This window comes from Pseudomonas sp. GW821-FHT07G06 (genome assembly GCF_058986625.1).
Window position 1 is genome coordinate 49,450 of record NZ_JBYSVW010000015.1, and the last position, 26,466, is coordinate 75,915.

General features: G+C 58.7%; 23 protein-coding genes and 1 pseudogene. 15 read left to right on the plus strand and 9 right to left on the minus strand.

What is annotated here, in order from left to right; genetic code table 11:
- The first annotated feature begins 25 nt into the window (after nucleotides 1-25).
- The 3 genes from AC3WJW_RS22370 to AC3WJW_RS22380 all read left to right on the plus strand — a co-directional run bounded on the left by AC3WJW_RS22370 (nucleotide 26) and on the right by AC3WJW_RS22380 (nucleotide 3,623).
- The gene (locus AC3WJW_RS22370) at nucleotides 26-1,069 is read left to right on the plus strand and encodes an MraY family glycosyltransferase (protein WP_493727434.1); all 1,044 of its coding nucleotides are present in this window, start codon (nucleotides 26-28) and stop codon (nucleotides 1,067-1,069) included.
- A gap of 111 nt (nucleotides 1,070-1,180) precedes the next feature.
- A complete protein-coding gene (locus AC3WJW_RS22375) occupies nucleotides 1,181-3,175 on the plus strand; it encodes a polysaccharide biosynthesis protein (RefSeq protein WP_493727435.1) in 1,995 nt (664 codons plus the stop codon).
- Nucleotides 3,176-3,287: 112 nt separating this feature from the next.
- Nucleotides 3,288-3,623: a ComEA family DNA-binding protein gene (locus tag AC3WJW_RS22380; RefSeq protein ID WP_493727436.1), complete on the plus strand. Its 336-nt coding sequence runs from the start codon at nucleotides 3,288-3,290 to the stop codon at nucleotides 3,621-3,623.
- A 90-nt stretch (nucleotides 3,624-3,713) separates the two neighbouring features.
- Here the strand turns inward: AC3WJW_RS22380 and AC3WJW_RS22385 are convergent, their stop codons facing one another.
- On the minus strand, nucleotides 3,714-4,988 hold the full coding sequence (locus AC3WJW_RS22385; RefSeq protein WP_493727437.1) for a Wzz/FepE/Etk N-terminal domain-containing protein: 1,275 nt from the start codon (nucleotides 4,986-4,988) through the stop codon (nucleotides 3,714-3,716).
- Nucleotides 4,989-5,295: 307 nt separating this feature from the next.
- Here AC3WJW_RS22385 and AC3WJW_RS22390 point away from each other — a divergent pair.
- The 3 genes and pseudogenes from AC3WJW_RS22390 (at nucleotide 5,296) to fabF (ending at nucleotide 8,416) form a co-directional block, all read left to right on the plus strand.
- Nucleotides 5,296-6,102: pseudogene (locus AC3WJW_RS22390) on the plus strand (IS5 family transposase).
- 213 nt (nucleotides 6,103-6,315) lie between these two features.
- Entirely contained in the window at nucleotides 6,316-7,110 is a 795-nt protein-coding gene (locus tag AC3WJW_RS22395; RefSeq protein WP_493727438.1) for an SDR family NAD(P)-dependent oxidoreductase, read from the plus strand.
- 31 nt (nucleotides 7,111-7,141) lie between these two features.
- Nucleotides 7,142-8,416: a beta-ketoacyl-ACP synthase II gene (gene fabF, locus AC3WJW_RS22400; RefSeq protein WP_493727439.1), complete on the plus strand. Its 1,275-nt coding sequence runs from the start codon at nucleotides 7,142-7,144 to the stop codon at nucleotides 8,414-8,416.
- Here the strand turns inward: fabF and AC3WJW_RS22405 are convergent.
- The 6 genes from AC3WJW_RS22405 to rfbB all read right to left on the minus strand — a co-directional run bounded on the left by AC3WJW_RS22405 (nucleotide 8,413) and on the right by rfbB (nucleotide 13,943).
- Nucleotides 8,413-8,970, minus strand: coding sequence for a TetR/AcrR family transcriptional regulator (locus tag AC3WJW_RS22405; RefSeq protein WP_493727440.1), 558 nt, complete (start codon nucleotides 8,968-8,970; stop codon nucleotides 8,413-8,415). The two genes, fabF and AC3WJW_RS22405, sit on opposite strands and share 4 nt — an antisense overlap.
- 167 nt (nucleotides 8,971-9,137) lie before the next feature.
- Nucleotides 9,138-9,305 (minus strand): DUF2897 family protein, encoded by a 168-nt coding sequence (locus AC3WJW_RS22410; RefSeq protein ID WP_007973599.1) that lies wholly within the window; start codon nucleotides 9,303-9,305, stop codon nucleotides 9,138-9,140.
- Nucleotides 9,306-9,447: 142 nt separating this feature from the next.
- A complete protein-coding gene (eat, locus tag AC3WJW_RS22415) occupies nucleotides 9,448-10,812 on the minus strand; it encodes an ethanolamine permease (RefSeq protein WP_493727441.1) in 1,365 nt (454 codons plus the stop codon).
- A gap of 260 nt (nucleotides 10,813-11,072) precedes the next feature.
- Nucleotides 11,073-11,942, minus strand: coding sequence for a dTDP-4-dehydrorhamnose reductase (rfbD, locus tag AC3WJW_RS22420; RefSeq protein ID WP_493727442.1), 870 nt, complete (start codon nucleotides 11,940-11,942; stop codon nucleotides 11,073-11,075).
- A 46-nt stretch (nucleotides 11,943-11,988) separates the two neighbouring features.
- Nucleotides 11,989-12,864, minus strand: a complete 876-nt coding sequence (rfbA, locus tag AC3WJW_RS22425; protein ID WP_493727443.1) for a glucose-1-phosphate thymidylyltransferase RfbA — start codon at nucleotides 12,862-12,864, stop codon at nucleotides 11,989-11,991.
- On the minus strand, nucleotides 12,861-13,943 hold the full coding sequence (rfbB, locus tag AC3WJW_RS22430; RefSeq protein WP_429395209.1) for a dTDP-glucose 4,6-dehydratase: 1,083 nt from the start codon (nucleotides 13,941-13,943) through the stop codon (nucleotides 12,861-12,863). The genes rfbA and rfbB overlap by 4 nt, the downstream gene beginning before the upstream one ends.
- Nucleotides 13,944-14,286: 343 nt before the next feature.
- Here rfbB and kdpF point away from each other — a divergent pair, with 343 nt between their 5' ends.
- The 6 genes from kdpF to AC3WJW_RS22460 all read left to right on the plus strand — a co-directional run bounded on the left by kdpF (nucleotide 14,287) and on the right by AC3WJW_RS22460 (nucleotide 22,348).
- Nucleotides 14,287-14,376 (plus strand): K(+)-transporting ATPase subunit F, encoded by a 90-nt coding sequence (gene kdpF / locus AC3WJW_RS22435; protein WP_007899818.1) that lies wholly within the window; start codon nucleotides 14,287-14,289, stop codon nucleotides 14,374-14,376.
- A gap of 8 nt (nucleotides 14,377-14,384) precedes the next feature.
- Entirely contained in the window at nucleotides 14,385-16,079 is a 1,695-nt protein-coding gene (gene kdpA, locus AC3WJW_RS22440; protein ID WP_493727444.1) for a potassium-transporting ATPase subunit KdpA, read from the plus strand.
- A gap of 11 nt (nucleotides 16,080-16,090) precedes the next feature.
- Nucleotides 16,091-18,148, plus strand: a complete 2,058-nt coding sequence (gene kdpB / locus AC3WJW_RS22445) for a potassium-transporting ATPase subunit KdpB (protein ID WP_493727445.1) — start codon at nucleotides 16,091-16,093, stop codon at nucleotides 18,146-18,148.
- 142 nt (nucleotides 18,149-18,290) lie between these two features.
- Complete coding sequence (kdpC, locus tag AC3WJW_RS22450; RefSeq protein ID WP_493727446.1) at nucleotides 18,291-18,836, plus strand: potassium-transporting ATPase subunit KdpC; 546 nt, start codon at nucleotides 18,291-18,293, stop codon at nucleotides 18,834-18,836.
- Between the two features lie 113 nt (nucleotides 18,837-18,949).
- Nucleotides 18,950-21,601 (plus strand): DUF4118 domain-containing protein, encoded by a 2,652-nt coding sequence (locus tag AC3WJW_RS22455; protein ID WP_493727447.1) that lies wholly within the window; start codon nucleotides 18,950-18,952, stop codon nucleotides 21,599-21,601.
- 48 nt (nucleotides 21,602-21,649) lie between these two features.
- Nucleotides 21,650-22,348 (plus strand): response regulator, encoded by a 699-nt coding sequence (locus AC3WJW_RS22460; protein ID WP_493727448.1) that lies wholly within the window; start codon nucleotides 21,650-21,652, stop codon nucleotides 22,346-22,348.
- A gap of 152 nt (nucleotides 22,349-22,500) precedes the next feature.
- Here the strand turns inward: AC3WJW_RS22460 and AC3WJW_RS22465 are convergent, their stop codons facing one another.
- Nucleotides 22,501-23,538 carry a patatin-like phospholipase family protein gene (locus AC3WJW_RS22465; RefSeq protein WP_116580055.1) on the minus strand — a complete coding sequence of 346 codons (1,038 nt, stop codon included), beginning with the start codon at nucleotides 23,536-23,538 and terminating at the stop codon, nucleotides 22,501-22,503.
- A gap of 221 nt (nucleotides 23,539-23,759) precedes the next feature.
- Between AC3WJW_RS22465 and AC3WJW_RS22470 the strand changes: the two genes are divergently transcribed.
- From AC3WJW_RS22470 to AC3WJW_RS22480, 3 genes are all read left to right on the plus strand, one after another.
- A complete protein-coding gene (locus AC3WJW_RS22470; protein WP_007973587.1) occupies nucleotides 23,760-24,038 on the plus strand; it encodes a hypothetical protein in 279 nt (92 codons plus the stop codon).
- Nucleotides 24,039-24,138: 100 nt separating this feature from the next.
- Nucleotides 24,139-24,897: a CHAD domain-containing protein gene (locus tag AC3WJW_RS22475; protein ID WP_493727449.1), complete on the plus strand. Its 759-nt coding sequence runs from the start codon at nucleotides 24,139-24,141 to the stop codon at nucleotides 24,895-24,897.
- A 247-nt stretch (nucleotides 24,898-25,144) separates the two neighbouring features.
- Nucleotides 25,145-25,942 (plus strand): acyl-CoA thioesterase, encoded by a 798-nt coding sequence (locus tag AC3WJW_RS22480; RefSeq protein ID WP_493727450.1) that lies wholly within the window; start codon nucleotides 25,145-25,147, stop codon nucleotides 25,940-25,942.
- Here AC3WJW_RS22480 and AC3WJW_RS22485 read toward each other — a convergent pair whose 3' ends face one another.
- Entirely contained in the window at nucleotides 25,943-26,308 is a 366-nt protein-coding gene (locus AC3WJW_RS22485; RefSeq protein WP_102674251.1) for an Mpo1-like protein, read from the minus strand.
- Between the last annotated feature and the right edge of the window lie 158 nt (nucleotides 26,309-26,466).

Genomic DNA, 26,466 nt, shown 5'->3' on the forward strand with positions numbered 1-26,466 from the left:
ATTTTTTGTGTGTGGTGTTTCTATAATGATAAATGCACATTTTTCAACCGAGTATTACTGGCTCGCCTTTCCTGCGGTAATTCTTTTGTCGCTCGGTTTGACCGGGGCACTGCGTATTTACGCGTTGAAGAACAGTCTCATTGATGTGCCAAATGTCCGGAGTTCACACTCGATCCCTACTCCTCGCGGTGGAGGGGTTGCCATTGTTGTTTGTTTTCTGTTGGTCATGCCGTTACTCGGTGCCACAGGACTTGTAACCTGGTCAAATGCAATGGCATTGATTGGTGCTGGAGCCTGGGTTGCTGTGATTGGATTTCTTGACGATCACGGTCATATTGCGGCTCGCTGGCGTCTATTGGCTCATTTCGCTGGCGCGATCTGGGCATTGTTTTGGCTTGGTGGTCTGGCTCCGATAGATGCTTTCGGCCTAACGATCGATCTCGGTTGGTTAGGTCATGTTGTTGCCGCTTTCTATCTGGTCTGGATGCTTAATCTTTACAACTTCATGGATGGAATTGATGGAATCGCCGGGGTTGAGGCTGTAACTGCGTGTATCGGTGCTTGTCTGATTTATTGGGTTACCGGTTTTGATGCTCTGGTTTGGGCACCTTTACTGCTCGCCGCTGCGGTGCTGGGGTTTCTTTGCTGGAATTTTCCACCTGCGCGAATTTTCATGGGGGATGCGGGTAGTGGGTTTCTGGGCATCATACTGGGCATTTTTTCCCTTCAGGCATCCGCTAGCGCACCACAACTATTGTGGGTCTGGTTGATTCTACTTGGCGTATTCATTGTCGATGCCACATTCACCTTGTTGCGGCGTTTGATGCGGGGCGATAAAGTTTATGAGGCGCATCGCAGTCATGCCTATCAGTTCGCCTCTAGAAGTGTCGGTCGTCATCTACCGGTAACGGTCGGTGTCTTGATGATTAACCTGTTTTGGCTGCTTCCGATCGCTCTGTGTGTTGGGGTAGGGGCCTTAAATGGCCTTTTCGGCCTGCTGATAGCATACGTTCCCTTGGTTTTACTCGCCGTCAGGTACCATGCGGGCGAGCTGGAAAAGGTGAATTGAGGTGGATTTCGCCCGATTGGTAAGGTTACAAAAAAGCAGTCATGTTAAATAATTGATCTTTGATTTTAAGTATCCAGCGCTTGAAGCTTTCAGGAGTGCGAAAGGGGTTTTATGGATAATCTTCGGGCATATTTGTTAAGGCTTCCACGTAGTCGCAAACGTATCTTGCAAGTCATCACTGACTGCTCGCTCGTCTGGATAGCGTTGTGGATGTCATTCATCGTTCGCCTGGGTATTGACGAGATGATCAATCCGTTTACCCAGCATTTTTGGTTGTTCCTGGCTGCCCCGGTCATCGCGATTCCTCTTTTCATCCGCTTCGGAATGTACCGGGCGGTGATGCGTTACTTCGGTAACGATGCCCTGATTGCGATTATCAAGGCTGTCAGCCTTTCTGCCCTGATTCTCGGAGTGGTGGTGTTCTGGTACAGCAATCATCAGAATGTTGTCCCGCGGTCAATTATTTTTAACTACTGGTGGCTTAGCCTGATCATGGTGGGAGGGCTTCGTCTTGCTATGCGCCAGTATTTTCTGGGTGACTGGTTTGCAGCGGCACAACATGTGCCGTTTACCAATCGTGACGATGGGCTGCCACGCGTAGCTATTTATGGAGCGGGCGCGGCCGGGAACCAATTGGTTGCAGCACTTCGGATGGGGCGCGCGATGCGCCCGGTTGCATTCATTGATGATGATAAAAGCATCGCTGATCGCGTGATCTCTGGCTTGCAGGTGTATAAGCCCAAACATATTCAACGCATGATTGATGTTACCGGGGCGCAGGAAATTCTACTTGCGGTTCCATCAGTGAATCGTGCTCGCCGCCGTGAGATTCTTGGCTTTCTGGAGCGATTCCCACTGCACGTACGAAGTGTTCCGGGGTTCATGGACCTCGCCAGCGGGCGAGTCAAGGTTGACGATATCCAAGAGGTTGATATCGCGGACCTGCTCGGTCGGGATGCTGTGCCAGCACAGGGTGATTTGCTGGAGCATTGCATCAAGGATCAATCGGTTCTCGTCACGGGCGCCGGCGGCTCTATCGGCTCCGAGCTTTGTCGTCAGATCCTGGTCCTGCAACCGACGACGCTTTTGTTGTTCGAACACAGTGAGTTCAATCTTTACAGTATTCTCTCGGAGTTGGAACAGCGTATATCACGAGAGTCGCTGTCTGTACGTCTGTTACCAATACTTGGTTCTGTGCGTAATCAGGACAAACTTCTAGATGTAATGAAAACCTGGCATGTTGATACGGTGTATCACGCTGCCGCTTATAAACATGTCCCGATGGTTGAGCATAATATTGCCGAAGGGGTGTGGAACAATGTAGTTGGTACGTTGAATACCGCACAAGCTGCTCTTCAGGCCGGAGTTGCGAATTTCGTACTGATCTCTACGGATAAGGCCGTGCGTCCTACGAACGTCATGGGCAGTACGAAGCGGTTGGCGGAGTTGACGCTGCAGGCATTGAGTCGCGAGGTGGCGCCGGTGATGTTTGGCGATAAGACCAACGTCTCTCGAGTCAATAAAACCAGGTTTACCATGGTGCGATTCGGCAATGTACTAGGATCTTCCGGCTCGGTAATTCCGCTGTTTCACAAACAGATCATGTCCGGCGGTCCTTTAACGGTTACCCATCCGAAAATAACCCGTTACTTTATGACCATCCCGGAAGCGGCCCAGCTTGTGATTCAAGCTGGCTCGATGGGGCAGGGGGGGGATGTTTTTGTTCTGGATATGGGTGAACCGGTAAAAATTGTCGAGCTGGCGGAGAAAATGATTCATCTCTCCGGCTTGAGCGTACGTTCGGAAAAAAATCAACATGGCGATATCTCCATTCTGTTCACCGGTCTGAGACCTGGTGAGAAACTTTATGAAGAATTGCTTATTGGGGATAACGTTGCGGCTACGTCGCACCCGATGATCATGACAGCCAGCGAAGACTATCTCACTTGGGATGTCCTTAAAGTCAGGCTGAGTGAGTTACTGTCTGCTGTAGAGCGCGATGATTACACTCAAGTGCGTCAAATCTTACGTGAAACGGTGAGTGGCTATACCCCGGACGGGGAAATCGTCGACTGGATTTTCCAGCAGCGCCGCCTCGAACCCTGATTGTTTCATATCCTGTAACGTACACATTTTTGACAGTTCCATGAGATCGCCTAAGTTTGGAGAGCAGCTTCGGAAAGGCTGCTTTCTCAAACGATGGCATGGAGCTTCACTAATGCGTACAAGCAGTTTCTACTCTCTGGTTTTCGCCCTTCTTGCAAGCGCCTCTCTTGCGGCAATCGCCGCGCCTGTCAACCCACCCGAGGTGACGAATGCTCCTCTGGTGCAGGATGTAACCGCCAAGGCACAGTCCGGCAAAGTCGATCTCAATAGTGCTGATGCACCTACGTTGCAACGTGAGTTGGTTGGGGTGGGCGAGGCAAAAGCCAAGGCGATTGTTGCTTATCGTGAAAGTAATGGTGCGTTTGCTTCAGTTGACGAATTGCTGGAAGTGAAGGGTATCGGGAAAGCGATACTGGATAGGAATCGCGAGAATATCGAGGTGAACTAAGGGTGTGATTGAATGACAAAGGCCGATCATTGATCGGCCTTTTTATTTGTGCGAGAGATAGTCCCGAAAGTTTCTACTGCGGTGTGTTTGTTAATCGGGTTTTTTCGGTAGCAAGGTTGTCCGAGCGAAAGCAAGCAGGGTGCCGAGCAGTAATCCGAATATCAGCCCTGCGCCGACGATCAATGCTTTTTTCGGTTTGATAGGAAAAGGTGGAGGCGAAGCAGTTCTGTCGATATTAACCAGATTGAACTGGTCAGACTCGATATGTATGTTTTTCAAGTGCGCCAATTCTTCGCGGATTTCACTCAAGCCTTTCAAGAAAAGCTCTTCGTTATTGCGTTGACGCAGCAAAGCGACCTGGCGGTTGTTGGCAAGGAGGGTGAGTTCTTTTTGAATCTCATCAATACGAGGCTCGGTAAAGTCATCAGAGTTTCGCGAGACCAATGTCGCACGTTCTGCTTCCAGCGCCGACTGACCCATAAAGTATAGAGGGATTTGTTGGTTGCTTACTTCTGTTCGAATCATGTTGCCTTGCCGTGTTTGCCCGGAGTCTCCAAGGGCAGATGGCGTAGTAGGGGCAACAATACCCAGCTTCTTGGCAATTGTTATTGCTTCATCCAGTTGTTTGATGCGATTTTGTCGGCGAGTTTGAAGCTGCTGACGCAAAGCCTTGAGTTCGTCTTGAAGCATCTCTTTTTTTAGCTGATCCTTTTCAAGGAGCACGGCAATCTTTGAGTCCTTATCGGCTTCGTATGCTGCTTTCTTCGAGAGCAACTTTCTTTCGGTTTGTGCAATTCGGTTGTCAATAAGGATTTTCAAGTCCGATTCGACTTTCTCTTTTTCACGTTTGACGACGAAGTCGGTGAAATTGTTAACAATAGCGACGCCATCCATTCCCGATGGGTACTCAACACCAAACTGAATGGCTTCCGAAAGATTGGCGGTTTTTTTAGGGTCGATTTGATCGACTGTAAAGCCATTGGTGTTGAAGCGCTCAAGCGTTTCTTCGAGTGATTTACCATTTACTTGAATTGGCGCGAGCAATTCCGGGTTGGCCTGAAAAAATTTCAAGCGTACGGAATACGACTCCATGGAAGAGCCGATACGTCTTAATGACTCTTCTGGTTTGATTGTGTAAAGACCGGTTCCATTTAACATATCCAGGTCAGTTGAGGCGACCGGCCTGATATAGTTTTGTACTTTATATTGGGGTGTTGCCGTTAATGCATAAGTAATGGCGAGCGCCGTGGAAAGACCGGTAAAGAGTAGAATTATCCCTCTTTGTTTCCATAGGTTGCGTATGAATTCTGCAACATCAATTTCATGATGCTCAATGTCGGGGCTTATTTTTGCAGGGAAGTTCATGAAACCCTCAAGTTACAAAAGTCAGCTGCCGTTGAGGAGTGCTCAATAGGTTTAGCTGACGAGTCTGAAAAAATATTTAGAAATATTTCGCATTCTCCCGTATCTAAATTCTCACGGCAAGCAGTTGATAATTGAAGCTGTCAATTTTTTTTTAGCCTGTTCTGGTTCGTTTTGCTCAATCGATAGCGCATGCGGAATGCAGCAGGTTTGTTGCCTAGGTTCTGCGCGAAATCAGTCGAAACCAATTTGAATTCCACAGGCGTCGAGATTCAGTAAAGTCCGTGTCCATCAAAGGCTGGAGCCCATGATGGCCAAACCGTATGAACTCCCCGACACAGCCTGGGATTTGGTTGCGGATGTATTCGATTAACCTCGTCGTAGCGGGCGCCCACGAACAGATGACCGTTTGATGCTTAACGGTGTCCTTTGGGGGGCTGTTCCGGTGCTGCTTGGCGTGACATGCCTGAGCGTTTCGACCCTTGGTCAACGGTTTATCAACGTTTTCGTGACTGGCGCAATCGCGGAACGTTTGACCAGATGCTCAAGAGGCTTCATCAAACTGAACGAGCAAGGGTTAATCGATCTGGAAACTTGGATGATTGACTCCACGACAGTACGCGCAATCCGGGCCTCTTCTGGTGCTGGGAAAAAAGGGGGCCTGCAGAACCGCAAGATCATGCGCTCGGCCGCAGCCGGAGCTGCGTGACCACCAAGATTTACATGCTGTGCGATGCCAACGGTATACCCCTGACATTTTTATTGTCGGGTGGATAAGCCAATGACATTGCTTATGCCCAGCCGTTGCTGGATGAGGCGTACATACCAGGCTTGCGCGGCCGCCCTCGCAAACGCTGCCGATGGTTGTTGGCTGATAAAGGCTATGACGCCGAAGCTTGCGTCGTTACTGCGACCGCTATCGGATGCAGCCGGTGATTCCTCTGCGCAGCATGAAACGCCATCCCAAGCCGGGTTTGTCGAGACTGTTTGATCGTCCGAAGTACCGGCGCCGCAACATCATCGAGCGTATGTTTGGCTGACTGAAAGAAAACCGCCGCATCGTTACGCGCTTCGACAACTCGCGAAAAGTTATGCGGCGATGGTCTCGCTGGCTTGAGCCATGCGGTATTTACGACATTACTTTTCGCACAGAGCCTAGTGTGCATCCGCAGTTAATCGAATATCGCTCGATTGTTGATCAGGGATAGAAGCAGGCTGTATTGCAGGGCACCTGTCCGCTGGTCCGAGGCTGAAATTATGTGTGTCATATATTTCTTAGATTATGCCTATAATAAATCGTCGTCCCATTCATTTCTTCAGGAGCACGCTCATGAATTCAGTCCTGTCCCAAGGTACGGCCCTTGTCACCGGTGCTTCCTCCGGTATCGGGGCGGTTTACGCCGAGCGGTTGGCGGCCCGTGGTTTTGATTTGTTGCTGGTGGCTCGCGACGAGCAGCGCCTGGAGGCGGCCGCGAGCAAACTGCGCTCGGAGCAAGGGATCAAGGTTGAAGTGCTGAAGGCGGATCTCACTCAAAAGGAAGACGTGCTGCAAATCGAACAGCGGTTACGCAGCGATTCGAGTATCAGCCTTTTGCTCAATAACGCCGGCGTGGCGGCGGACGGGCTTTTGGCCAATGCCGATATCGACCAACTGGAGCGAATGATTCAGTTGAACATCACCGCTGTCACGCGATTGGCCGCGGCGGCTGCAGCCGGTTTTACCAAGGCCGGGCGCGGTACAATCATCAATATTGCGTCGGTGGTGGCCTTGTTTCCCGAGCGATTCAACGCGACCTACAGCGCCAGCAAGGCCTATGTGCTGAGCCTGACTCAATCGTTGAACGCCGAACTGGACGGCACCGGGGTGAAGATCCAGGCGGTGCTGCCCGGTGTGACCCGAACCGAGATCTGGGAGCGCTCCGGCATCGATGCGTCACAAATTCCTGCGGATATGGTGATGGAGGCGGGTGAGATGGTCGATGCTGCATTGTCAGGTCTGGATCAGGGTGAATTGATCACTATTCCTTCATTGCCCGATGCGGCGGATTGGAATGCGTTCGTGGCGGCGCGTCTTGTGATGGCGCCTAACCTGTCCAAAAGCAAGGCTGCTGCCCGTTATCGGTAAGTGCCATCAACCAGATTGAGGTGTGAGCGGTATGAGTGATCGTCGTGTGGTTGTAACAGGCATGGGCCTGGTGTCGCCGCTGGGGAGCGGTGTCGAAGTGGTCTGGGAGCGGCTGTTGGCCGGCCGTTCCGGGTTGCGCAATCTGCCGGAAGACGTGGTGGCCGACCTGCCAGCAAAAGTCGGCGGCGCAGTACCAACGCTGGCTGATGACTCGGAAGCCGGGTTTGATCCGGACCGGGCGACCCCACCCAAGGAACAGAAGAAGATGGACCGCTTCATCCTGTTCGCCATGGAAGCCGCGCGTCAGGCGCTGGAGCAAGCCGGTTGGCAGGCGCTGGATGCCAATGCCCAGGAGCGCACGGCCACCATCATCGGTTCAGGCGTGGGCGGTTTCGGCGCGATTGCCGACGCCGTGCGTACCACCGATAGCCGTGGTCCTAGGCGTTTGTCTCCATTCACTATTCCTTCATTTCTGGTCAACCTCGCGGCAGGTCATGTGTCGATCCAGCATGGCTTCAAGGGGCCATTGGGCGCGCCGGTCACGGCATGCGCCGCCGGGGTTCAGGCGATTGGCGACGCGGCGCGAATGATTCGCGCGGGTGAGGCGGATATCGCAGTGTGCGGCGGTGCGGAAGCGGCGATCGATCGGGTCAGCCTTGCCGGGTTCGCGGCTGCTCGCGCCTTGTCCAGCGCTTACAACGCCACGCCTGAGCGTGCTTCACGACCTTTCGACAGTGGTCGCGATGGCTTTGTCATGGGTGAAGGGGCCGGGCTGCTGGTCATCGAGTCCCTGGACCATGCGCTGGCCCGGGGCGCCAAGCCCCTGGCGGAACTGGTCGGCTACGGCACCAGTGCCGATGCCTTTCACCTGACCGCCGGTCCCGAGGACGGCAGCGGTGCGCGGCGAGCGATGTCGTTGGCATTGGCACAGGCCGGTGTTTCACCGGCTCAGGTCCAGCATCTGAATGCTCATGCAACCTCGACTCCGGTGGGGGATCTGGGGGAGCTGGCGGCGATCAAGGCATTGTTCGGTGCGCAAAACGGCATTGCCGTGACATCGACCAAGTCGGCGACCGGGCATTTGCTCGGTGCAGCGGGCGGACTCGAAGCGATCTTTACGCTGCTGGCGATCCGCGACCAGGTCGTGCCGGCGACCCTCAATTTCGAAAACCCGGACCCCGCGACTGAAGGCGTGGACATTGTTCATGGCAACGCACGGCCGATGGCCATCGAATATGCGTTGTCCAACGGCTTCGGATTTGGCGGGGTCAATGCCAGTGTGCTGTTCAAGCGTTGGCAGGGTTAATCCTGCGGGTGTTTGAGGTGTTCGCGTGCGACGTCGAGAATCCGTTGGGCAAACCCGGCGTCGGCCACGCTGCGCGATAACAGCAAGGCGCCGACCAGCGTAGACATGATGACGATGCTACGGTCGGCGGAGCGCTCTCCGTCAAGGGTGTGCCGGATCTGATCGAGTCGCGCCTTGAGTACGACGTCGCTGGTCGGACTCGGTTGACCACGCAGCCCCAGTTCGGAAGAAATGGTCAACAGCGGGCAGCCTTCGTGGGGTGAGGTCTGATGCCATTCGGAAAGGTAAGCGTCGATGAAGGCATCGAGTGGATGCTCCTCGGCGAAGATTTGCGCGCACAATTCGTCGACTTGTGCGCCAGCCTCTTGCAAGGCTTTCTCTACCAGTTCGTCTTTGGACTTGAAGTGCGAGTAAAAGCCACCGTGAGTCAGGCCCAGTGCTTTCATCAGGGGTTGCAGCCCGGTCGCGCCGATACCGTCGCGTCGAAATCGCGCTGAAGCTTCCTTGATTATGCGTTGGTGGGTCTGAGCTTTATGGTCCTGCGAGTAACGCATCTGATATCTCCGCATCAATGCGGCCCATATTACCCAATGAAAATTGCATGGTGACTGTACTTCTACTTCTAAAAAGCATGCAGATGCTTCGATATGGGTACAAAGCGGCATAAGTTCAGGGGAAACCACGCAAAAACAAACCCCGCCGTCGAAGGCGGGGTTTTCATTCAGCGGTCCTGCGCTTCCTTGGCGTCCATTTCCGCATTGCGTTCGGCGACGCGTTTACGTTGCTCTTCGGTCAGTTCGACTTTGTGGGCGGTGTCGCGCAGCATCATCAGACCACCAACGATCGAGCCAATGGCAACGACCAGAATCAACCAGGCATACCAGGGCATAGGACTCTCCTTGAAAAGCAGGCGGGTCGACGAGGGTTCGCCAACCGATCGCGTATAGCACTTTGAGTGACGGGGTTTCATCGCAGTTCCATCGCTATCACCCCCATTCTATGCCTGTTGTTCAAGCTTCACTTGAACGCTTTCAAAGTCCGGTCAGCATTGCATCCGCCGGAGCGTCGGCGCGCAATTGCGCGGTGAGCGTGAAGTACACGAAACCTGCGGCCATGAAGCCCAGGAAGATCAGGCCGATCAAGGTGTTGAACCAGGCCATCGCCACCAGGCACACCACCGCCAGCATCAGCGCAATGAACGGCACCAGCGGGTAGCACGGGGCGCGGAAGGTGCGCTCCAGGTTCGGCTCGGTTTTGCGCAGCTTGAACAGGCTGAGCATGCTCATGATGTACATGACGATGGCGCCGAACACCGCCATGGTGATCATCGCCGCCGTCAGCGTCATGCCGCCGAGGTTGATCAAGCCGTCGCTGTAGATCGCCGCGATGCCGATCACGCCGCCGGCGATGATCGCCCGGTGCGGCGTCTGGAAACGCGACAGTCTGGCCAGGGACGCCGGCAGGTAGCCGGCGCGGGCGAGGGCGAAGAACTGACGTGAATAGCCAAGGATGATCCCGTGGAAACTCGCCACCAGGCCGAACAGGCCGATCCACACCAGCATGTGCAGCCAGCCCGAGCTTTCGCCGACCACGGTTTTCATCGCCTGGGGCAGTGGGTCGTTGATGTTCGACAGGGTGCGCCAGTCGCCGACACCACCGGCGAAGAACATCACGCCCATCGCCAGCAGCACCAGGGTCAAAATACCGCTGATGTAGGCCTTGGGAATGGTGCGTTTCGGGTCCTTGGCTTCTTCGGCGGCCATGGCGGCGCCTTCGATGGCCAGGAAGAACCAGATGGCAAAGGGGATCGCCGCGAACATGCCGGCAATCGCCGGAGCACCGAACACGTCGGTGCCGGCCCAGCCATTGAGGGCGAAGTTGCTGAAGCTGAACGCCGGCGCGACCACGCCCATGAACACCAGCAGTTCAGCGACCGCCAACACGCAGACCACAAACTCGAAGGTCGCCGCCAGTTTCACGCCGAGGATGTTGAGCCCCATGAACAGGAGATAGGCACCGACTGCCGCGTGTTTCGGGTCCAGGGCTGGAAACTGGACATTGAGATAGGCGCCGATGGCCAGGGCAATCGCCGGTGGGGCGAAGACGAATTCGATCAATGTCGCCAGGCCGGCGATCAATCCGCCTTTTTCCCCAAACGCGCGACGACTGTAGGCAAAGGGACCTCCAGCGTGAGGAATGGCAGTGGTCAGCTCGGTGAAACTGAAGATGAAGCAGGTGTACATGGTGGCGACCATGAAAGAGGTCACCAGAAAGCCCAAGGTCCCGGCCACGCCCCAGCCATAACTCCAGCCGAAATACTCCCCGGAAATCACCAGCCCGACGGCAATGCCCCACAGATGCAACGTGCCCAGCGTGGGTTTGAGTTGTGTGTTCATGCGCTTGCTCCCTGAGTGGTTTGGAACGCTCGGGGGGAGGCCTGTGCAGTGGGCGTGCCATTTCGCGAGGGTGCGTCGTAATGGGCTGAAAGGCGTCGTATCGGAGATGTTCGCGACTGATTGTGCGAATTTTGTGCGTCAGTCAGGGGCGTCGTTGCTACAAATGCCGCTTTCGCGAGCAAGCCCGCCTGTCTGCTACACGACGCCGCTGCGATGCGGGTACGTCGTATTTCAAAGCAGGTGCGGGCTGCCGTTGATGTTCAGGTCTGTTCGGACAGGCACTCGCGCAGTGCCGTCTGCCAGTCAGGTTGACTGACGCCCCAATCGCGTTGCAGGCGACTGCAATCCAGGCGCGAGTTGAGCGGCCGGGCGGCAGGCGTCGGGTAGTCGCTGGACGGGATCGGTAACAGGGCGGCGCAGGGTTTGCCCTGTTGTCGCAATGCTTCGCCGATTGCCTGGGCGAAGCCGAACCAGGAGGTCTCACCTTGAGCGCTCAGGTGATAAGTACCCCAGTTGGCCACTTCGTTCGCCTGCCAGTGTTCAATCAGGGCAAGGGTGCTGTTGGCGATTGTACCGGCCCAGGTAGGGGCTCCGATTTGATCGGCGACTACACGCAACTCCGGTTTCTCTTGCAGCAAGCGCTGCATCGTCAGCAGAAAGTTGCGGCCATGGGTTGAATAGACCCAACTGGTTCGCAGGATCAGGTATTTGCCTTGCACGTCCCTGATGGCCTGTTCACCGGCCAGCTTGCTCTTGCCGTATACCCCGAGCGGATTGGGCGTGTCGTCCTCGTTGTACGGTCCGGCTTTCAACCCGTCGAAAACATAGTCCGTGGAGTAATGTATCAACGGGATGTCCAGAGCCAGCGCCTCTTCGGCGAGGATGCCGGGAGCGATCGCATTGATGGCAAAGGCTGCTTGCGGCTCGCTTTCTGCAAGGTCGACCGCTGTATGGGCTGCCGCGTTGATGATCAGGTCGGGCCTGACGTTTTGCACCTGGCGGCGAATCTGATCGGGTTGCGCGAGATCGAGCTGATCGCGACCCAATACGATCAGTTCGCCGACAACCCCCAGCCGCCCTTGCAGCTCATGCGAGACCTGACCGTTGCGACCATTGATGAGTATTTTCATGGCTGCAGTCCAGTCTCTTCACGAGGCAAATCGGGCTCACACAGGTTCACTGCTCTTCCCCTGCCAGTTTGGCCAGGTACTGGCCATAACCGGTCTTGCCAAAGTACCGGGCGCGCTCCAGCAGTTGTTCGCGGTCGATCCAGCCATTTTCATAGGCTATTTCTTCGAGACAGGCGACTTTGAGACCTTGGCGGTGTTCGATGGTCTGCACGTATTGAGAGGCTTCGAGCAAGCTGTCGTGGGTGCCGGTGTCGAGCCAGGCGAAACCTCGACCAAAACGCTCGACCTGCAGGTCGCCACGTTGCAGATAGGCGTTGTTGACGTCGGTGATTTCCAGCTCGCCGCGAGGCGAAGGTTTCACCGCCTTGGCAATCTCGATCACGTCGTTGTCATAGAAATACAGGCCGGTAACGGCATAGCTGGATTTCGGTTTTTTCGGTTTTTCCTCGATCGACAGCGCACGGCCATCGCTGTCGAAGTCGATGACGCCGAAGCGCTCGGGGTCCTTGACCCAGTAACCGAACACGGTGGCGCCGGAGCAGCGTTTTGCCGCGTTCTGCAATTGTTCGCCAAAGTGCTGACCATGGAAGATGTTGTCGCCCAGGATCAGGCACACAGGGTCATCACCGATGAACTCCTCGCCAATCAGGAAAGCCTGGGCCAGACCGTCCGGTGAGGGCTGTTCGGCAAAGTTGAAGTTCACCCCGAACTGGCTGCCGTCACCCAGCAGATTGCGATACTGCGGCAGATCCTGCGGGGTGGAGATCAGCAGGATGTCCTTGATGCCGGCCAGCATCAGCACCGAGATCGGATAGTAGATCATGGGCTTGTCGTAGACCGGCAACAGTTGCTTCGACACGCCGAGCGTAATCGGGTGCAGGCGCGTGCCCGAGCCACCCGCCAAAACGATGCCTTTCATCATGCGAGCAGCTCCTTGGGATTGATGGCGCCAAGGCGTTCACCTTGATAGCTGCCGTCCTGGACACGGCGGCACCACTCCAGGTTATCCAGGTACCATTGAACGGTTTTGCGCAGGCCGGTTTCGAAGGTCTCTTCGGGCACCCAGCCCAGTTCGCGTTCAATCTTGCCGGCGTCGATTGCGTAGCGTAAGTCATGACCAGGACGATCCTGGACAAACGTGATCAGATCGGCGTAATGCGCAACGCCTTCCGGTTTGTGCGGTGCCAGTTCTTCGAGCAGGGCGCAGATGCCACGCACCACGTCGATGTTCTTTTGCTCGTTGTGCCCGCCGATGTTGTAGGTCTCGCCGACGGTGCCGGTGGTCACTACCTTGAGCAGTGCCCGGGCGTGATCTTCGACGAACAGCCAGTCGCGCACTTGCAGGCCGTTGCCATACACCGGCAGCGGCTTGCCGGCCAGGGCATTGAGGATGACCAGCGGAATCAGTTTCTCGGGGAAGTGGAAAGGCCCGTAATTGTTCGAACAATTGGTCAGCAGCACCGGCAAGCCATAGGTTCGCTGCCAGGCGCGGACCAGATGGTCGGACGCGGCCTTGCTGGCGGAGTAGGGCGAGCTGGGGGCGTAGGGCGTCGTTTCCGTAAACAGGTCGTCGACACCGTGCAGGTCGCCGTAAACCTCGTCAGTGGAAATGTGATGAAAGCGGAACGCGCTTTTCTCGGGCGCCGGGAGGGCTTGCCAATACGCGCGGGCGGCTTCGAGCAGGCTGTAGGTGCCGACGATGTTGGTCTGGATGAATTCCGATGGTCCGTCGATGGAACGATCGACGTGGGACTCCGCTGCCAGGTGCATGATCGCGTGAGGCTGGAAACGGGCCAGCACGGCACTGACGGTGGCCTGGTCGACAATATCGGCCTGAACGAACTCGTAGCGCGTGTCGTTGGCGATGCTGGTCAGCGATTCGAGATTGCCGGCATACGTCAGTTTGTCCAGGTTGAGCACTTCATGCCCGGTGTGTTGAATCAGCTCGCGAACAAGGGCCGAGCCGATGAAGCCGGCTCCGCCGGTAATGAGGATACGCACGTTGGGCCAGCCTTTTTCAGTAATGCGAATGGCGGTAGCTTGCAGGCGCGAGCGGGGAGGTGCAAGAGTTCTTGATCCATTTGGTTGCGTCGCGCCGTTCAGGCTCGATTATCCATGAGTTGCAGCCGTCACTCACTACCCTCGCGCGCAATTTGGAGCTCTGCGTACGACCCTCGCGGTTTTCTGCGTACCGGAACGCTTTCCATCACCCCGTAACCCCAGCGTAAACCCACTCTTTACGCTTTCTTTATGCCCGGCCCGCACCCTCGGTCTCGTTCCTTTACAGCCTCTTTTCCGACAATGACTCCACACGCGGCAATACGCCGTAATACGGAGAACTTCCATGAGCGTTCTGGACGGGGTGTCACTGCTGTTGGCAGTGGGGCTGTTCATTTATCTGTTGGTTGCGCTGTTGCGCGCGGACCGGAACTAGGAGCGGCTATGCACAGTTATGACTATTGGCTGATCCTCGGGTTTTTCGCCCTGGTATTGGTCCCGGCGCCGTTTCTCGGGCGCTTCTACTACAAGGTAATGGAGGGGCAGCGCACGTGGCTGTCGCCGGTCCTCGGCCCGGTCGAACGCGGATGCTATCGCCTGGCCGGTGTCGATCCGCACGCCGAACAGAGCTGGCAGAAGTACACGCTGGCCTTGCTCGCCTTCAACCTTGCGGGTTTCCTGCTGCTGTTCGCGATCCTGTTGTTCCAGGACCATTTGCCGCTGAACCCGCAAAACCTGCCGGGCCAGGAGTGGACGCTGGCGTTCAACACCGCCGTCAGTTTCATGACCAACACCAACTGGCAGGCTTACAGCGGCGAAGCGTCCTTGAGCTACTTGAGCCAGATGGCCGGCCTCACCGTGCAGAACTTCGTCAGCGCCGCCACCGGCCTGGCCGTACTGGTTGCGCTGTGCCGCGGCATCGGCCGCAAATCCACGACGTCGCTTGGCAACTTCTGGGTCGACATGACCCGCGCCACCCTCTACGGCCTGCTGCCGCTGTGCCTGTTGCTGGCGCTGTATCTGGTCTGGCAGGGCGTGCCGCAAACCTTCGCGCAGTACGTGAATTCGGTGACGGTGCAAGGCGTCGACCAGGTCATTCCACTGGGCCCGGCTGCCAGCCAGATTGCGATCAAGCAATTGGGTACCAACGGTGGCGGCTTCTTCGGCGTCAACTCGGCGCATCCGTTCGAGAACCCGACGGCCTGGAGCAACCTGTTCGAAGTGGCCTCGATCATCCTGATCCCGGTGGCGTTGGTGTTCACCTTCGGCCACTACGTGAAGGACCTGCGTCAGAGCCGCGCGATCATCGCCTGCATGCTGGCACTGTTCCTGATCGGCGGCGCGACCTCGCTATGGGCTGAATACCAGCCGAACCCGACCCTGAACAACGTAGCCGTCGAGCAGACTGCGCCGCTGGAAGGCAAGGAAGCGCGTTTCGGCACTACCGCCACGGTGCTCTGGTCGGTAACCACCACGGCGGCGTCCAACGGTTCGGTCAACGGTATGCACGACAGCCTCAATCCGCTGAGCGGCATGGTCGCGCTGGTCAACATGATGGTTGGCGAGGTGATCTTCGGCGGTGTCGGTGCCGGGCTCTACGGCATGTTGCTCAACGTGCTGATCGCGGTGTTCCTCGCCGGCCTGATGATCGGTCGGACGCCGGAGTACCTCGGCAAGAAACTGCAAGCCAGGGAAGTGCAATTGCTGGTGGTGACCCTGATGGTCATGCCGATTGGCGTACTGGTGCTCGGCGCGATTGCCGCCAGCCTGCCAGGCCCGGTGGCCTCGGTAAGCAACCCGGGCGCCCACGGTTTCAGTCAGTTGCTCTACGCCTACACCTCGGCCAGTGCCAACAACGGTTCCGCGTTCGGTGGTTTCGGTGCCAACACGCCGTTCCACAACCTGATGCTGGGCCTGGGCATGTTGATTGGTCGCTTCGGTTACATCCTCCCGGTCCTGGCCCTGGCCGGCAGCCTGGCAATGAAGAAAACCGCACCGATCGGCCAGAACAGCTTCCCGACCCACGGCCCGCTGTTCGTGACCCTGCTGACCGTGACCATTTTGCTGGTGGGCGGCCTGACATTCCTGCCGACCTTGGCGCTGGGCCCGATTGCTGAACATCTGAGCATGGCCTTCTGAGGAAGTTGAAGATGAATATGCCCGTATCCAAAACCGTCGCCGTCAAGGCGTCGGAACAACCGAAAACCGCAATCTCGGCCCTGTGGCGCCCGGCGCTGGTGCAAGCCTTCGTCAAGCTCGACCCACGGCAATTGCAGCGTGCGCCGGTGATGCTGGTGGTCGAACTGACCGCGATCCTGACCACCGTGCTGTGCTTCATTCCCGATACGGCCGTACCGACCTTCGTCGCCGCGCAAATTGCCGTGTGGCTGTGGTTCACCGTGCTGTTCGCCAACTTCGCCGAAGCCTTGGCCGAAGGTCGTGGCAAGGCCCGCGCCGACAGCCTCAAGGCCGGTAGCGAAGGCCTCAGCGCCCGGCGCAAAACCAGCAATGGCACCTTTCAGGTAGTGCCGGCCACCAGTCTGCGCAAGGGCGATGTGGTGCGTGTCGAAGCCGGGGAGATGATCCCCGGTGACGGCGAAGTGCTCGAAGGCATCGCAGCGGTCAACGAAGCGGCGATTACCGGTGAGTCGGCACCGGTGATTCGTGAGTCCGGCGGCGACCGCTCGGCCGTCACCGGCAACACACGGCTGGTGTCCGACTGGCTGTTGGTGAAGATCACCGCCAACCCTGGCGAGTCGACCCTGGACCGCATGATCGCCCTGGTCGAAGGCGCCAAACGCCAGAAAACCCCGAACGAAGTGGCGCTCGACATCCTGCTGATCGGCTTGACCCTGATCTTCCTGCTGGTGGTCGTGACCCTGCAACCGTTCGCTCACTTCGCCAACGGCAGCCTGCCGCTGGTGTTTCTGGTGGCGCTGTTGGTCACGTTGATTCCGACCACCATCGGCGGTTTGCTGTCGGCCATCGGTATCGCCGGCATGGATCGTCTGGTACGGCTGAACGTGATCGCCAAGTCCGGTCGTGCGGTGGAAGCGGCGGGGGACGTGCACGTCCTGCTGCTGGACAAGACCGGCACCATCACCTTCGGTAACCGTCGTTGCTCGGCGGTGTATGCCGCGCCAGGCGTGACAGCCAGGGAATTGGCCGAAGGCGCGTTGCTGGCGTCGCTGGCCGACGACACCGCTGAAGGCAAGTCGATCGTCGAGTACCTGCGTGGCACTCATCCGCAACCGGAACCGTCCGCCGACGTGCTGACAGCCGTGCCATTCAGTGCCGAAACCCGCTTGTCCGGTGTTGACTATCAAGGGCGCGTGTACCGCAAGGGCGCGGTGGATTCGTTGCTGGCCTTCGTCGGCCTGAAACGTGCTGACCTGGCACCGGCCCTGTCCCGCGAAATCGACAAGATCGCGCAAAGCGGCGGCACCCCCTTGCTGGTCTGCGCCGAGGGCAAGTTGCTCGGCGCGATCCACCTCAAGGACGTGGTCAAGCCCGGTATCCGCGAGCGTTTCGCCGAGTTGCGCAAGCTGGGTATTCGCACGGTCATGGTCACCGGTGACAACCCGTTGACTGCAGCCGCCATCGCCGCTGAAGCAGGTGTGGACGATGTGCTGGCGGAAGCCACGCCGGAGAAAAAACTGGCGCGCATTCGTCACGAGCAAAACGACGGGCGTCTGGTCGCCATGTGCGGCGACGGCGCCAACGACGCCCCGGCACTGGCCCAGGCGGACGTCGGCATGGCGATGAACGACGGCACGCAGGCGGCACGTGAAGCGGCCAACATGGTCGACCTCGACAGCGACCCGACCAAGTTGCTGGATGTGGTGCAGATCGGCAAGGAATTGCTGGTCACCCGCGGTGCGCTGACGACCTTTTCCATCGCCAACGACGTGGCCAAGTACTTCGCGATCCTGCCGGCGCTGTTCGCCGCGATCTACCCGCAACTGGGCGTGCTCAACGTGATGCACTTGAGCAGTCCGCAGAGCGCGATTCTGTCGGCGATCGTTTTCAACGCGTTGATCATCGTGGTGCTGATTCCCCTGGCATTGCGCGGCGTGCGCGTGCAGGCGGCGAGTGCGGCGGCGCTGTTGCGACGCAATCTGCTGATCTATGGCCTGGGCGGGATCCTGGTGCCGTTCGTGGGCATCAAGGCGATCGACATGCTGTTGACGGCGTTGCATCTGGTTTGACCTGCGCGGGGTGCCAGATGCACCGCCTTCGCGAGCAGGCTCGCTCCCACATTTGAAATGCTTTCGCCCTGTGGGAGCGAGCCTGCTCGCGAAGAATGCGACACGGTCCAATTGATTGAATTACGAATTCGAGGATTTTGAAATGTCCACATTGATACGCCCGGCCCTGAGCCTGCTGGTCCTGATGACGCTGATCACCGGCGTCGCCTATCCACTGGTGGTTACCGGCGTGGCCCAGGTCGTGTTCCCGGATCAGGCCAACGGCAGTCTGGTGCGCGATGCCGAAGGCAAGGTCCGTGGTTCCTCGCTGATCGCCCAGGATTTCGTCGGCGACGCCTGGTTCCACCCGCGTCCTTCGGCCGGTGCCTTTGCCACCGTATCGAGCAGCGCCAGCAACCTGTCGCCGAGCAACCCGGCCCTGGCCACGCGGGTGATCGACGAAGCCGGCAAGCTGCTGGTGCCCGGCCAGGGGCCGGTGCCGTTGGCGTTGGTCACGACGTCGGGCAGCGGTCTCGATCCGCACTTGCCACCGACGGCGATTGCCTATCAACTGGCGCGTGTCGCGGCGGCGCGCAACCTGCCGGTCGCCTCACTGCAACAGCTGCTGGACGCGCACATCGAGCAGCCATTGGTAGGCCCGCCGGTGGTGAATGTGCTTGAGTTGAATCTGGCGCTGGAAAAGCTGTAGATCAAAAGACCGCCAGCTCCTACAGGATCCACGCCAACCCCTGTAGGAGCTGCCGAAGGCTGCGATCTTTAAAGGCAACACCCCCAATTCAAAGTCAAACAAGGCAATTACAGATGAGCAACTCCGGCCGCGCCGACGCGCTGTTAGCAGACCTGCCCCGCGATGGCCGTGGCCGGCTCAAGGTATTTCTCGGCGCCGCCCCCGGAGTCGGCAAGACCTACGCCATGCTCCAGGCGGCCCACACCCAACTGCGTCAAGGCGTGAAGGTCATTGCAGGCGTCGTCGAAACCCACGGCCGCGCCGAAACCGAAGTACTGCTCAGCGGCTTGCCGCAGCAGCCGTTGGTACGCTCGGAATACCGTGGTGTATTGCTCGAAGAAATGGACCTGGACGGTCTGCTCCTCGCCAAACCGAAGCTGGTGCTGGTCGACGAGCTGGCGCACACCAACGCACCCGGCAGCCGTCACGAAAAACGCTGGCAGGACATTCAGGAACTGCTCGCCGCCGGCATTGATGTCTACACAACGGTCAACGTCCAGCACCTGGAAAGCCTCAACGATCAGGTGCGTGGCATCACCGGCGTGCAGGTCCGTGAAACCTTGCCGGACTGGGTGCTGCAAGAAGCCTACGAACTGCTGCTCATCGACTTGCCGCCACGGGAACTGCTCGAGCGCCTGCGCGACGGCAAGGTCTATGTGCCGGAGCAGGCGCGGGCGGCCATCGACGCGTTCTTTTCCCAGACCAACCTGACAGCCCTGCGCGAACTGGCGATGCAAACCGCGGCGGCTCAGGTCGATAACGATCTGGCCCTGGGCTATCGCCAACTCGGACAAGCGGCGCCAGCCGTGCGCGGGCGTTTGCTGGTAGGGGTGGACGGCGATGCCCAGGCCGAGCGTCTGGTACGGCATGCCAGTCGCGTGGCCCAACGGCGGCACCTGCCCTGGAGCCTGGTGCACGTGGACAACGGCCGCGTGCGTGACGAACAGTCCCGCCTGCGCCTGCAGAGCGCCCAGCAACTGGCCGAACGCCTGGGCGGCGAAGTGGTGTTGCTGCGCGCCGGTGAAGTGGCGAAAACCCTGATCCAGCATGCCGCCGAGCGTCGTGCCAGCCTGGTGCTGGTCGGCCAGTCCCGGCCGAGATTGCGCCGCCGCCTGTTCGGTGGCGGGTTGGCGGCGCGGCTGCTGCGCAATGCGCGCGGACTGGAAATCAACGTTCTCGATAGCGATCACGAACAGCATCAACCCCATCAGCGGTCGATGGGGTCACTGGTCTGGTTCGACTACGCGCTGGCCGTGGTCGCGACGGTTCTGGCCAGCGCCCTGGCCTGGGCCGTGGCGAGCGTTCTGCCACTGCCCAATATTTCACTGGTGTTCCTCGCCGCCGTGCTGCTGGTGGCGGTGCGCAGCAGTCTCGGGCCGGCGCTGGCCTGTGCGGCGCTGTCGTTTCTGACCTATGACTTCCTGTTCATTCCACCGACTTTTTCTTTGAGCATCCAGCGCGAAGAAGACGTGCTGACCTTGCTGTTTTTCCTGTTGATGGCAGCCCTCACCGGCAACCTCGCGGCGCGCCAGCGCAGGCAATTGCAGGCGCTGCGCGATACCCAGGAAGAAACCACTGAATTGCTCGACCTGTCACGCAAACTGACTGCTGCCACCGACCGCCAGGCCGTGGTCAGTGCGGCCGCCCAGCACCTCAACGGTTGGAGCGATGTGCAACTGTGCCTGCTCAATCGCGACGGGCAGAGTGGTTGGAAAGTCGAAACCGGTGGCCCGCTGGAGTTTACCGAAGCTGAGCGTGCCGCCGCCGATTGGGCCTGGCAGCACGATCAACCGGCGGGTGCGGGCACCGGCACCTTGCCGTTCGGCCGCTGGTGGTGGTGGCCGTTATCGGTCGAGGACGGCCCGCTCGCGCTGCTTGGCGTGTGCGCCAAGGAAGGCCAGACCCTGAGCGGCCAGCGCCGTCGTTTGTTGACCGCGCTGAGCCAGCCGCTGGCCCAGGCGCTGGCCCGGGCGCAACTGGCCGATGATCTGGAAGCGGCGCGGCTGCACGGTGAAACCGAGCAGTTGCGCAGTGCCTTGCTGGCTTCGGTGTCCCACGATTTGCGCACACCCTTGACGTCCATGCGCGGCAGTATCGATAGCCTGCTGGCCCTAGGTGAAGCGATCCCGCTGGAGGACCGGCGGGAACTGCTCGAAGGTACCCGCGATGAAGCCGAGCGCCTTGATCGATATATCCAGAATCTGCTCGACATGACCCGCCTCGGCCACGGAGCCCTGAAGCTGGCGCGGGACTGGGTGTCACCGGCCGATATCGTCGGCAGTGCGCTCAATCGCCTGCGCGCAGTCCTTGCGCCGCTGCAAGTCAGCACCGACGTGACGGCCGAGTTACCGCTGCTGTATGTGCACGCCGCGCTGATCGAACAGGCATTGGTCAACGTGCTGGAAAACGCCGCGCGGTTTTCGCCGCCCCACGGGCGTTTGCAGTTGCGCGCCGGGACCGACGACGGTGAGCTGTTCTTTTCGGTCAGCGATGAGGGGCCGGGGATTCCGGAGGAGGATCGGGCGAAGATTTTCGACATGTTCTACACCGCGGCGCGAGGTGATCGTGGCGGGCAGGGCACCGGACTGGGGCTGGCGATCTGTCAGGGCATGGTCGGTGCCCATGGTGGACGCATCAGCGTCGCCGACGGCATCGAGGGGCGCGGCACCAGCATCACGTTGCACCTGCCGCTACAGGCTCAGCCGGGATACGAGAGTGAAGCCTGATCGTGCTTGCGCTACTCTCTTGCCACTTCTTTTTGTTGATGTGAATTCATGAGCCAGACTGCGACCATCCTGGTCATCGACGACGAACCGCAGATCCGCAAATTCCTGCGCATCAGCCTCGCTTCCCAAGGCTACAAAGTGCTGGAGGCCGGCACGGGTAGTGAAGGATTGGCCCAGGCAGCATTGAACAAACCGGACTTGCTGGTGCTCGACCTCGGCTTGCCGGACATGGACGGCCAACAGGTATTGCGCGATTTTCGCGAGTGGTCGACGGTGCCGGTGCTGGTGCTCTCCGTTCGCGCCGGTGAAGGGCAGAAAGTCGAGGCCCTGGATGGCGGCGCCAACGACTACGTGACCAAGCCGTTCGGCATCCAGGAATTCCTGGCGCGGATTCGTGCGTTGCTGCGCCAGGCGCCTGTGGGCGAAGCCCAGCCAGCGGCGCTGAGCTTCGGTCCATTGACGGTCGACCTGGCGTATCGCCGGGTGTTGCTCGACGGTATCGAAGTCGCGTTGACTCGCAAGGAATACGCCGTGCTGGCGCAACTGGCGCGGCATCCCGGGCGGGTGATCACCCAGCAGCAATTGCTCAAGGACATCTGGGGGCCGACGCACACCGAAGACACTCATTACTTGCGAATCGTGGTCGGGCACTTGCGCCAGAAACTGGCGGATGACCCGACCCGGCCAAGATTCATCGTGACCGAGGCGGGGGTGGGGTATCGGTTGTTGAGTGAGGGTAGCCTTTAGATTTGTGCTGAATGTTCCTGCCCCATCGCGAGCAGGCTCGCTCCCACATGGGGTCCTGGTCAGACACAAACCTTGTGTACACCAAAGATTCACTGTGGGAGCGAGCCTGCTCGCGAAGGGGCCCTTACATTCGTTTGAGAACTTTCAGACGTTCAATTCTGCTCATTCTCATACCGATCCAGCGTATCCCGCGCAATCTCCCGTCCCAGCGCGATCAGCTCCGGCGCCTTGTAGAACTCGAAAAACCGGCACACGCGCTTGGGCACGTTGATCAGGATGTCCGGCGGATACCCGGCAATCTTGTATTGCGCCAGCGACGTCTGCATCACTTCGAAGCTCTGGTTGATCAAGTCGAGCAAGGACGCCGGTCCGACGTTGTCGATGATGAACGAACCGGTGGCGGAGCGGGGCGCGCCACTGGCTTCCGGCGCAGCAGCGGGTTGCTGGGCTTCGGGTTCGGCGGACTCGATCCACGGGTTGAAATCCGCACCTTCGGCTTTCAACGCTTCCTGCTCGAGGATCAACAATTGTTCCGCCTGTTTACGCCGGAACGGCAACTTCGAGCCGACAGAGCTGATCAGGTTGTCGAAGCGGGTCTTGAACGCGGCGGGGCGCTGGATCACCGGCAATTGGTAGTGGCGCTGGTTGGTGGAGTTGAGGTTGACCGCGATGATCAGGTCGCAATGGCTCGACACTACCGGCACGATCGGCAGCGGGTTGAGAATGCCGCCATCGACCAGCATGCGGTTGCCCTGCATCACCGGGGTGAACAGGCTGGGAATCGCTGCCGAGGCGCGCATCGCCTGGTGCAGGCAACCTTCCTGGAACCAGATTTCCTGCTGGTTGGTCAGGTCGGCGGCAACGGCGGTATAGGGGATGCGCAAGTCTTCGATGTTGATCTCGCCGACGATCTTGCGAATCTGCCCGAACACCTTCTCGCCACGAATCGCCCCCAAACGAAAACTGACGTCCACCAGGCGCAACACGTCGAGATAATCCAGGCTCTCGATCCAGTCGCGGTAATCGTTGAGTTTGCCGGCGGCATAGATCCCGCCCACCACTGCGCCCATGGAGCAACCGGCGATACAGGCAATGTCATAGCCGCGCCGTTCGATCTCTTCAATGACCCCAATATGTGCGTAACCCCGGGCTCCACCCGATCCCAATACCAGTGCGACACGCTTTTTCATGAATCGCCCTCGTTTGAATGCTTCAACAATGCACCCATCGAGGGTCATGCTTCAACGGTCATGGTCGTTCGAGGGGGCAAGAGCGTCGTATTTTCGACACTCCATGGCGGCACAGGGTTGTTCTCATCAGCGTTATAGTTCGCATAGCGGACCAACGGCACTTTTCAGGTGTCACACCGTCTTACCTGCATGACTGTTGACCTATTTTTGAGGAGTAAGTGATGAAAGCCTGGATCTGCGTGCCATTGATTGCCCTGGCGCTCGCCGGTTGTGCCGGAAAGACCGCCTACCGCGACAGTTGCGGTAGTAACCTGGATGCGGCATGGCATGAACTGGACCTGGCCAAAGCCGAAGGTTTCGCCGGGACCGTCAGCTACTCCAAGGCCCTGTCGCTGTTGACCGCGGCCAAGACGCAACAGCAATTCGAAGGGTTCGAAGGCTGCACCAGGAAAGCCGAGAAGGCTCGTTTCTATATCCGTGAATCGCGCGCGGGGCGTTGAAGGCAAAAAGCAGCTGCAGCCTCTAAGCTACGAGTTGCAAGACTCTTCGGGCTTGCAGCTCGCAGCTTGCAGCCTGGCGCTGTTTACGGAGTAAACCCCCATGATCGATCGGCTGGTGGCTCATGTCCTGGGCCTGGAAGTTCGTCTGCTGGCCTGTCAGGCCCGCTTGAAAGAGCATACTGACCCTGAAGCTTTACACGATCTGCGCACCACCATGCGTCGGTTACGCAGCCTGTTGCGGCCTTTGCGCGGGTTGCCCGGTGTCGAACAACTGGAAGCGGCCGCCTCGCGGGTGGGTGATCTGACCACGCCTTTGCGTGATCGCGAAGTGCTGGCGGCGTACCTGCTTGAGCACGGTCAACCTCACGCTGCACAGTGGCGCATGGCGCAAATGGCCGAAGCCTATCCGGCCGTAGCGGCCAGTCCCGAGCTCGCGCAATTGCTGATCGTCCTCGATGCGTTTCCGCGTTTTCTGCGCGCTGCCCAGCGCCAGGGATTGCTCAAGGGCCTGCGCAAGCGCATCGAAAAACGCTTGGGCAAACAGTGGAAAAAACTCGACGAAGCACTGCACGACCCGGCCCACGACCGTCATCGGCTACGCCTGCTGATCAAGCGCGTACGCTATGGCATCGACGCTTACCCCGAGCTGGACCGTTTGCCGAAAGCGGCCATGCCCCGATTGAAATCAGCCCAGGGAGCGCTGGGTGACTGGCACGATTGCGTGCAATGGCTGGCCATGGCTGAGCAGGAAGCGGATTTGCAGCCCTGTATCGCGATCTGGACAGCCACCATGGCCGAGGCAGAAAGCCGTGCGGACCGGGTGCTGGAAAAGCTCAGTCGCGATTGCTTCAAATCCTGAGACCCCTCGAGATCCACTGTGGGAGCGAGCCTGCTCGCCATAGCGGATTAACATTCAGCACACATCGTGACTGTTACACCGTTTTCGCGAGCAGGCTCGCTCCCACATGGGCTCAATGTTGGCCATGGATTTTGTGTTCGAGCCGAGCACGACTTATCTGTCAGTCAATTTGTCCGGAATAGGCGATGTATCCATCTCGCCAGATGGTTAACATCCCCCTCATCTTTTTCCGATCCCTGAGGTTTTCATGCGTTTTTCCGAACTGCTTGACGCTGTCCGTAGCCAGCCGCTGGAGCTGTCCATTCCGGCCTCCTGGGGCCAGGGGCGCGCCAGTTTCGGTGGCGTGGTGGCGGCTTTGCAGTACGAAGCCATGCGTGCCCGGGTGCCAGCGGATCGCCCGGTGCGCTCATTGGCGATCACCTTTGTCGGCCCGGTTGAGCCCGAGGTTCCAGTCAGCTTTGAAGTCGACGTATTGCGCGAAGGCAAGGCGGTCAGCCAGGTGTTGGGCCGGGTGATGCAGAAGGGCCAGGTGGTGACGTTGATCCAGGGGAGCTTCGGCGCTTCACGCCCTTCGGTGGTGGCCGTGGCCGCTGAACCGGCACCTGAAATGAAGCACTGGGAAGAGTGCCAGGAATTGCCTTTTGTCGAAGGCGTCATCCCGGAGTTCATGCGGCACCTGGCGATGCGCTGGAGTGTTGGCGGGCTGCCGTTCAGCGGTAGCACATCGCGGCAAATGGGTGGTTGGGTGCGCTTGCGCGGCGATGTCAAGGAAGAGGCCATCAGCGAGGCGCATATCCTCGCACTGGTGGACGCCTGGCCGCCGGCCCTGATGCCGTTTTTGAAGAAGCCGGCGATGGGCAGCACGCTGACCTGGACCATCGAGTTCGTGCAACCGCTGCTGGAATTGACCACCCTGGACTGGTGCAAATATCTCGTCGAGACCGAGTACGCCGCGGATGGCTACGGGCATGCCGCCGCGAAAATGTGGAGCGCCGATGGCCGGTTGATCGCCATGAGCCGCCAGACGGTGACGGTGTTCGCCTGATCAGTGACGACGGTGGCGTTCGCGCCAGGCGCGCCACCAGCCACCGCTGAGGAAGAACCGCGGAAAGGTCAGAAACTGCTCGACCAACAGGCGCGATACCGCATCCTTGCGGTCACTGAACGGCTCGGCGGCTTGCGTTTCCATGCTGTGGCCGTGGCGTTGCAAGGCCATCGCCGCAATCACGCCGATCACGCCAATGGCGATGTTGGCCAGGCTCAGGCTGAAGACCCCGGATACGATCAGCAGAAACGCAACGATGAACAGCGGCACCGCGATCAGGTGCAACACCAGATTGGTCGGGTGCTGATGATTGTTCGGGTACGCTCGCCATTGCCAGGCGGGAAGGTTGGGGTGACGTTTGCCCATGATGCTGATCCTCGATCCATGTTGAACACATGTAATGAAGAATAGGCCCGGTCAATGCCGGCGGCGAATCAAGGCTGGCTATTGGCTTGATAGGCGTCATGTTCAAGTTTGATGTAGGTTCGGCTGACGCCTTCGCGAGCAGGCTCGCTCCCACAGGG

What these genes read in the sequence shown, in the direction of transcription:
- AC3WJW_RS22370 (WP_493727434.1), top strand. Translation starts at nt 26, where the DNA reads ATGATAAATGCACATTTTTCAACCGAGTATTACTGGCTCGCCTTTCCT.
- AC3WJW_RS22375 (WP_493727435.1), top strand. Translation starts at nt 1,181, where the DNA reads ATGGATAATCTTCGGGCATATTTGTTAAGGCTTCCACGTAGTCGCAAA.
- AC3WJW_RS22380 (WP_493727436.1), top strand. Translation starts at nt 3,288, where the DNA reads ATGCGTACAAGCAGTTTCTACTCTCTGGTTTTCGCCCTTCTTGCAAGC.
- AC3WJW_RS22385 (WP_493727437.1), bottom strand. Translation starts at nt 4,988, where the DNA reads ATGAACTTCCCTGCAAAAATAAGCCCCGACATTGAGCATCATGAAATT.
- AC3WJW_RS22395 (WP_493727438.1), top strand. Translation starts at nt 6,316, where the DNA reads ATGAATTCAGTCCTGTCCCAAGGTACGGCCCTTGTCACCGGTGCTTCC.
- fabF (WP_493727439.1), top strand. Translation starts at nt 7,142, where the DNA reads ATGAGTGATCGTCGTGTGGTTGTAACAGGCATGGGCCTGGTGTCGCCG.
- AC3WJW_RS22405 (WP_493727440.1), bottom strand. Translation starts at nt 8,970, where the DNA reads ATGCGTTACTCGCAGGACCATAAAGCTCAGACCCACCAACGCATAATC.
- AC3WJW_RS22410 (WP_007973599.1), bottom strand. Translation starts at nt 9,305, where the DNA reads ATGCCCTGGTATGCCTGGTTGATTCTGGTCGTTGCCATTGGCTCGATC.
- eat (WP_493727441.1), bottom strand. Translation starts at nt 10,812, where the DNA reads ATGAACACACAACTCAAACCCACGCTGGGCACGTTGCATCTGTGGGGC.
- rfbD (WP_493727442.1), bottom strand. Translation starts at nt 11,942, where the DNA reads ATGAAAATACTCATCAATGGTCGCAACGGTCAGGTCTCGCATGAGCTG.
- rfbA (WP_493727443.1), bottom strand. Translation starts at nt 12,864, where the DNA reads ATGATGAAAGGCATCGTTTTGGCGGGTGGCTCGGGCACGCGCCTGCAC.
- kdpF (WP_007899818.1), top strand. Translation starts at nt 14,287, where the DNA reads ATGAGCGTTCTGGACGGGGTGTCACTGCTGTTGGCAGTGGGGCTGTTC.
- kdpA (WP_493727444.1), top strand. Translation starts at nt 14,385, where the DNA reads ATGCACAGTTATGACTATTGGCTGATCCTCGGGTTTTTCGCCCTGGTA.
- kdpB (WP_493727445.1), top strand. Translation starts at nt 16,091, where the DNA reads ATGAATATGCCCGTATCCAAAACCGTCGCCGTCAAGGCGTCGGAACAA.
- kdpC (WP_493727446.1), top strand. Translation starts at nt 18,291, where the DNA reads ATGTCCACATTGATACGCCCGGCCCTGAGCCTGCTGGTCCTGATGACG.
- AC3WJW_RS22455 (WP_493727447.1), top strand. Translation starts at nt 18,950, where the DNA reads ATGAGCAACTCCGGCCGCGCCGACGCGCTGTTAGCAGACCTGCCCCGC.
- AC3WJW_RS22460 (WP_493727448.1), top strand. Translation starts at nt 21,650, where the DNA reads ATGAGCCAGACTGCGACCATCCTGGTCATCGACGACGAACCGCAGATC.
- AC3WJW_RS22465 (WP_116580055.1), bottom strand. Translation starts at nt 23,538, where the DNA reads ATGAAAAAGCGTGTCGCACTGGTATTGGGATCGGGTGGAGCCCGGGGT.
- AC3WJW_RS22470 (WP_007973587.1), top strand. Translation starts at nt 23,760, where the DNA reads ATGAAAGCCTGGATCTGCGTGCCATTGATTGCCCTGGCGCTCGCCGGT.
- AC3WJW_RS22475 (WP_493727449.1), top strand. Translation starts at nt 24,139, where the DNA reads ATGATCGATCGGCTGGTGGCTCATGTCCTGGGCCTGGAAGTTCGTCTG.
- AC3WJW_RS22480 (WP_493727450.1), top strand. Translation starts at nt 25,145, where the DNA reads ATGCGTTTTTCCGAACTGCTTGACGCTGTCCGTAGCCAGCCGCTGGAG.
- AC3WJW_RS22485 (WP_102674251.1), bottom strand. Translation starts at nt 26,308, where the DNA reads ATGGGCAAACGTCACCCCAACCTTCCCGCCTGGCAATGGCGAGCGTAC.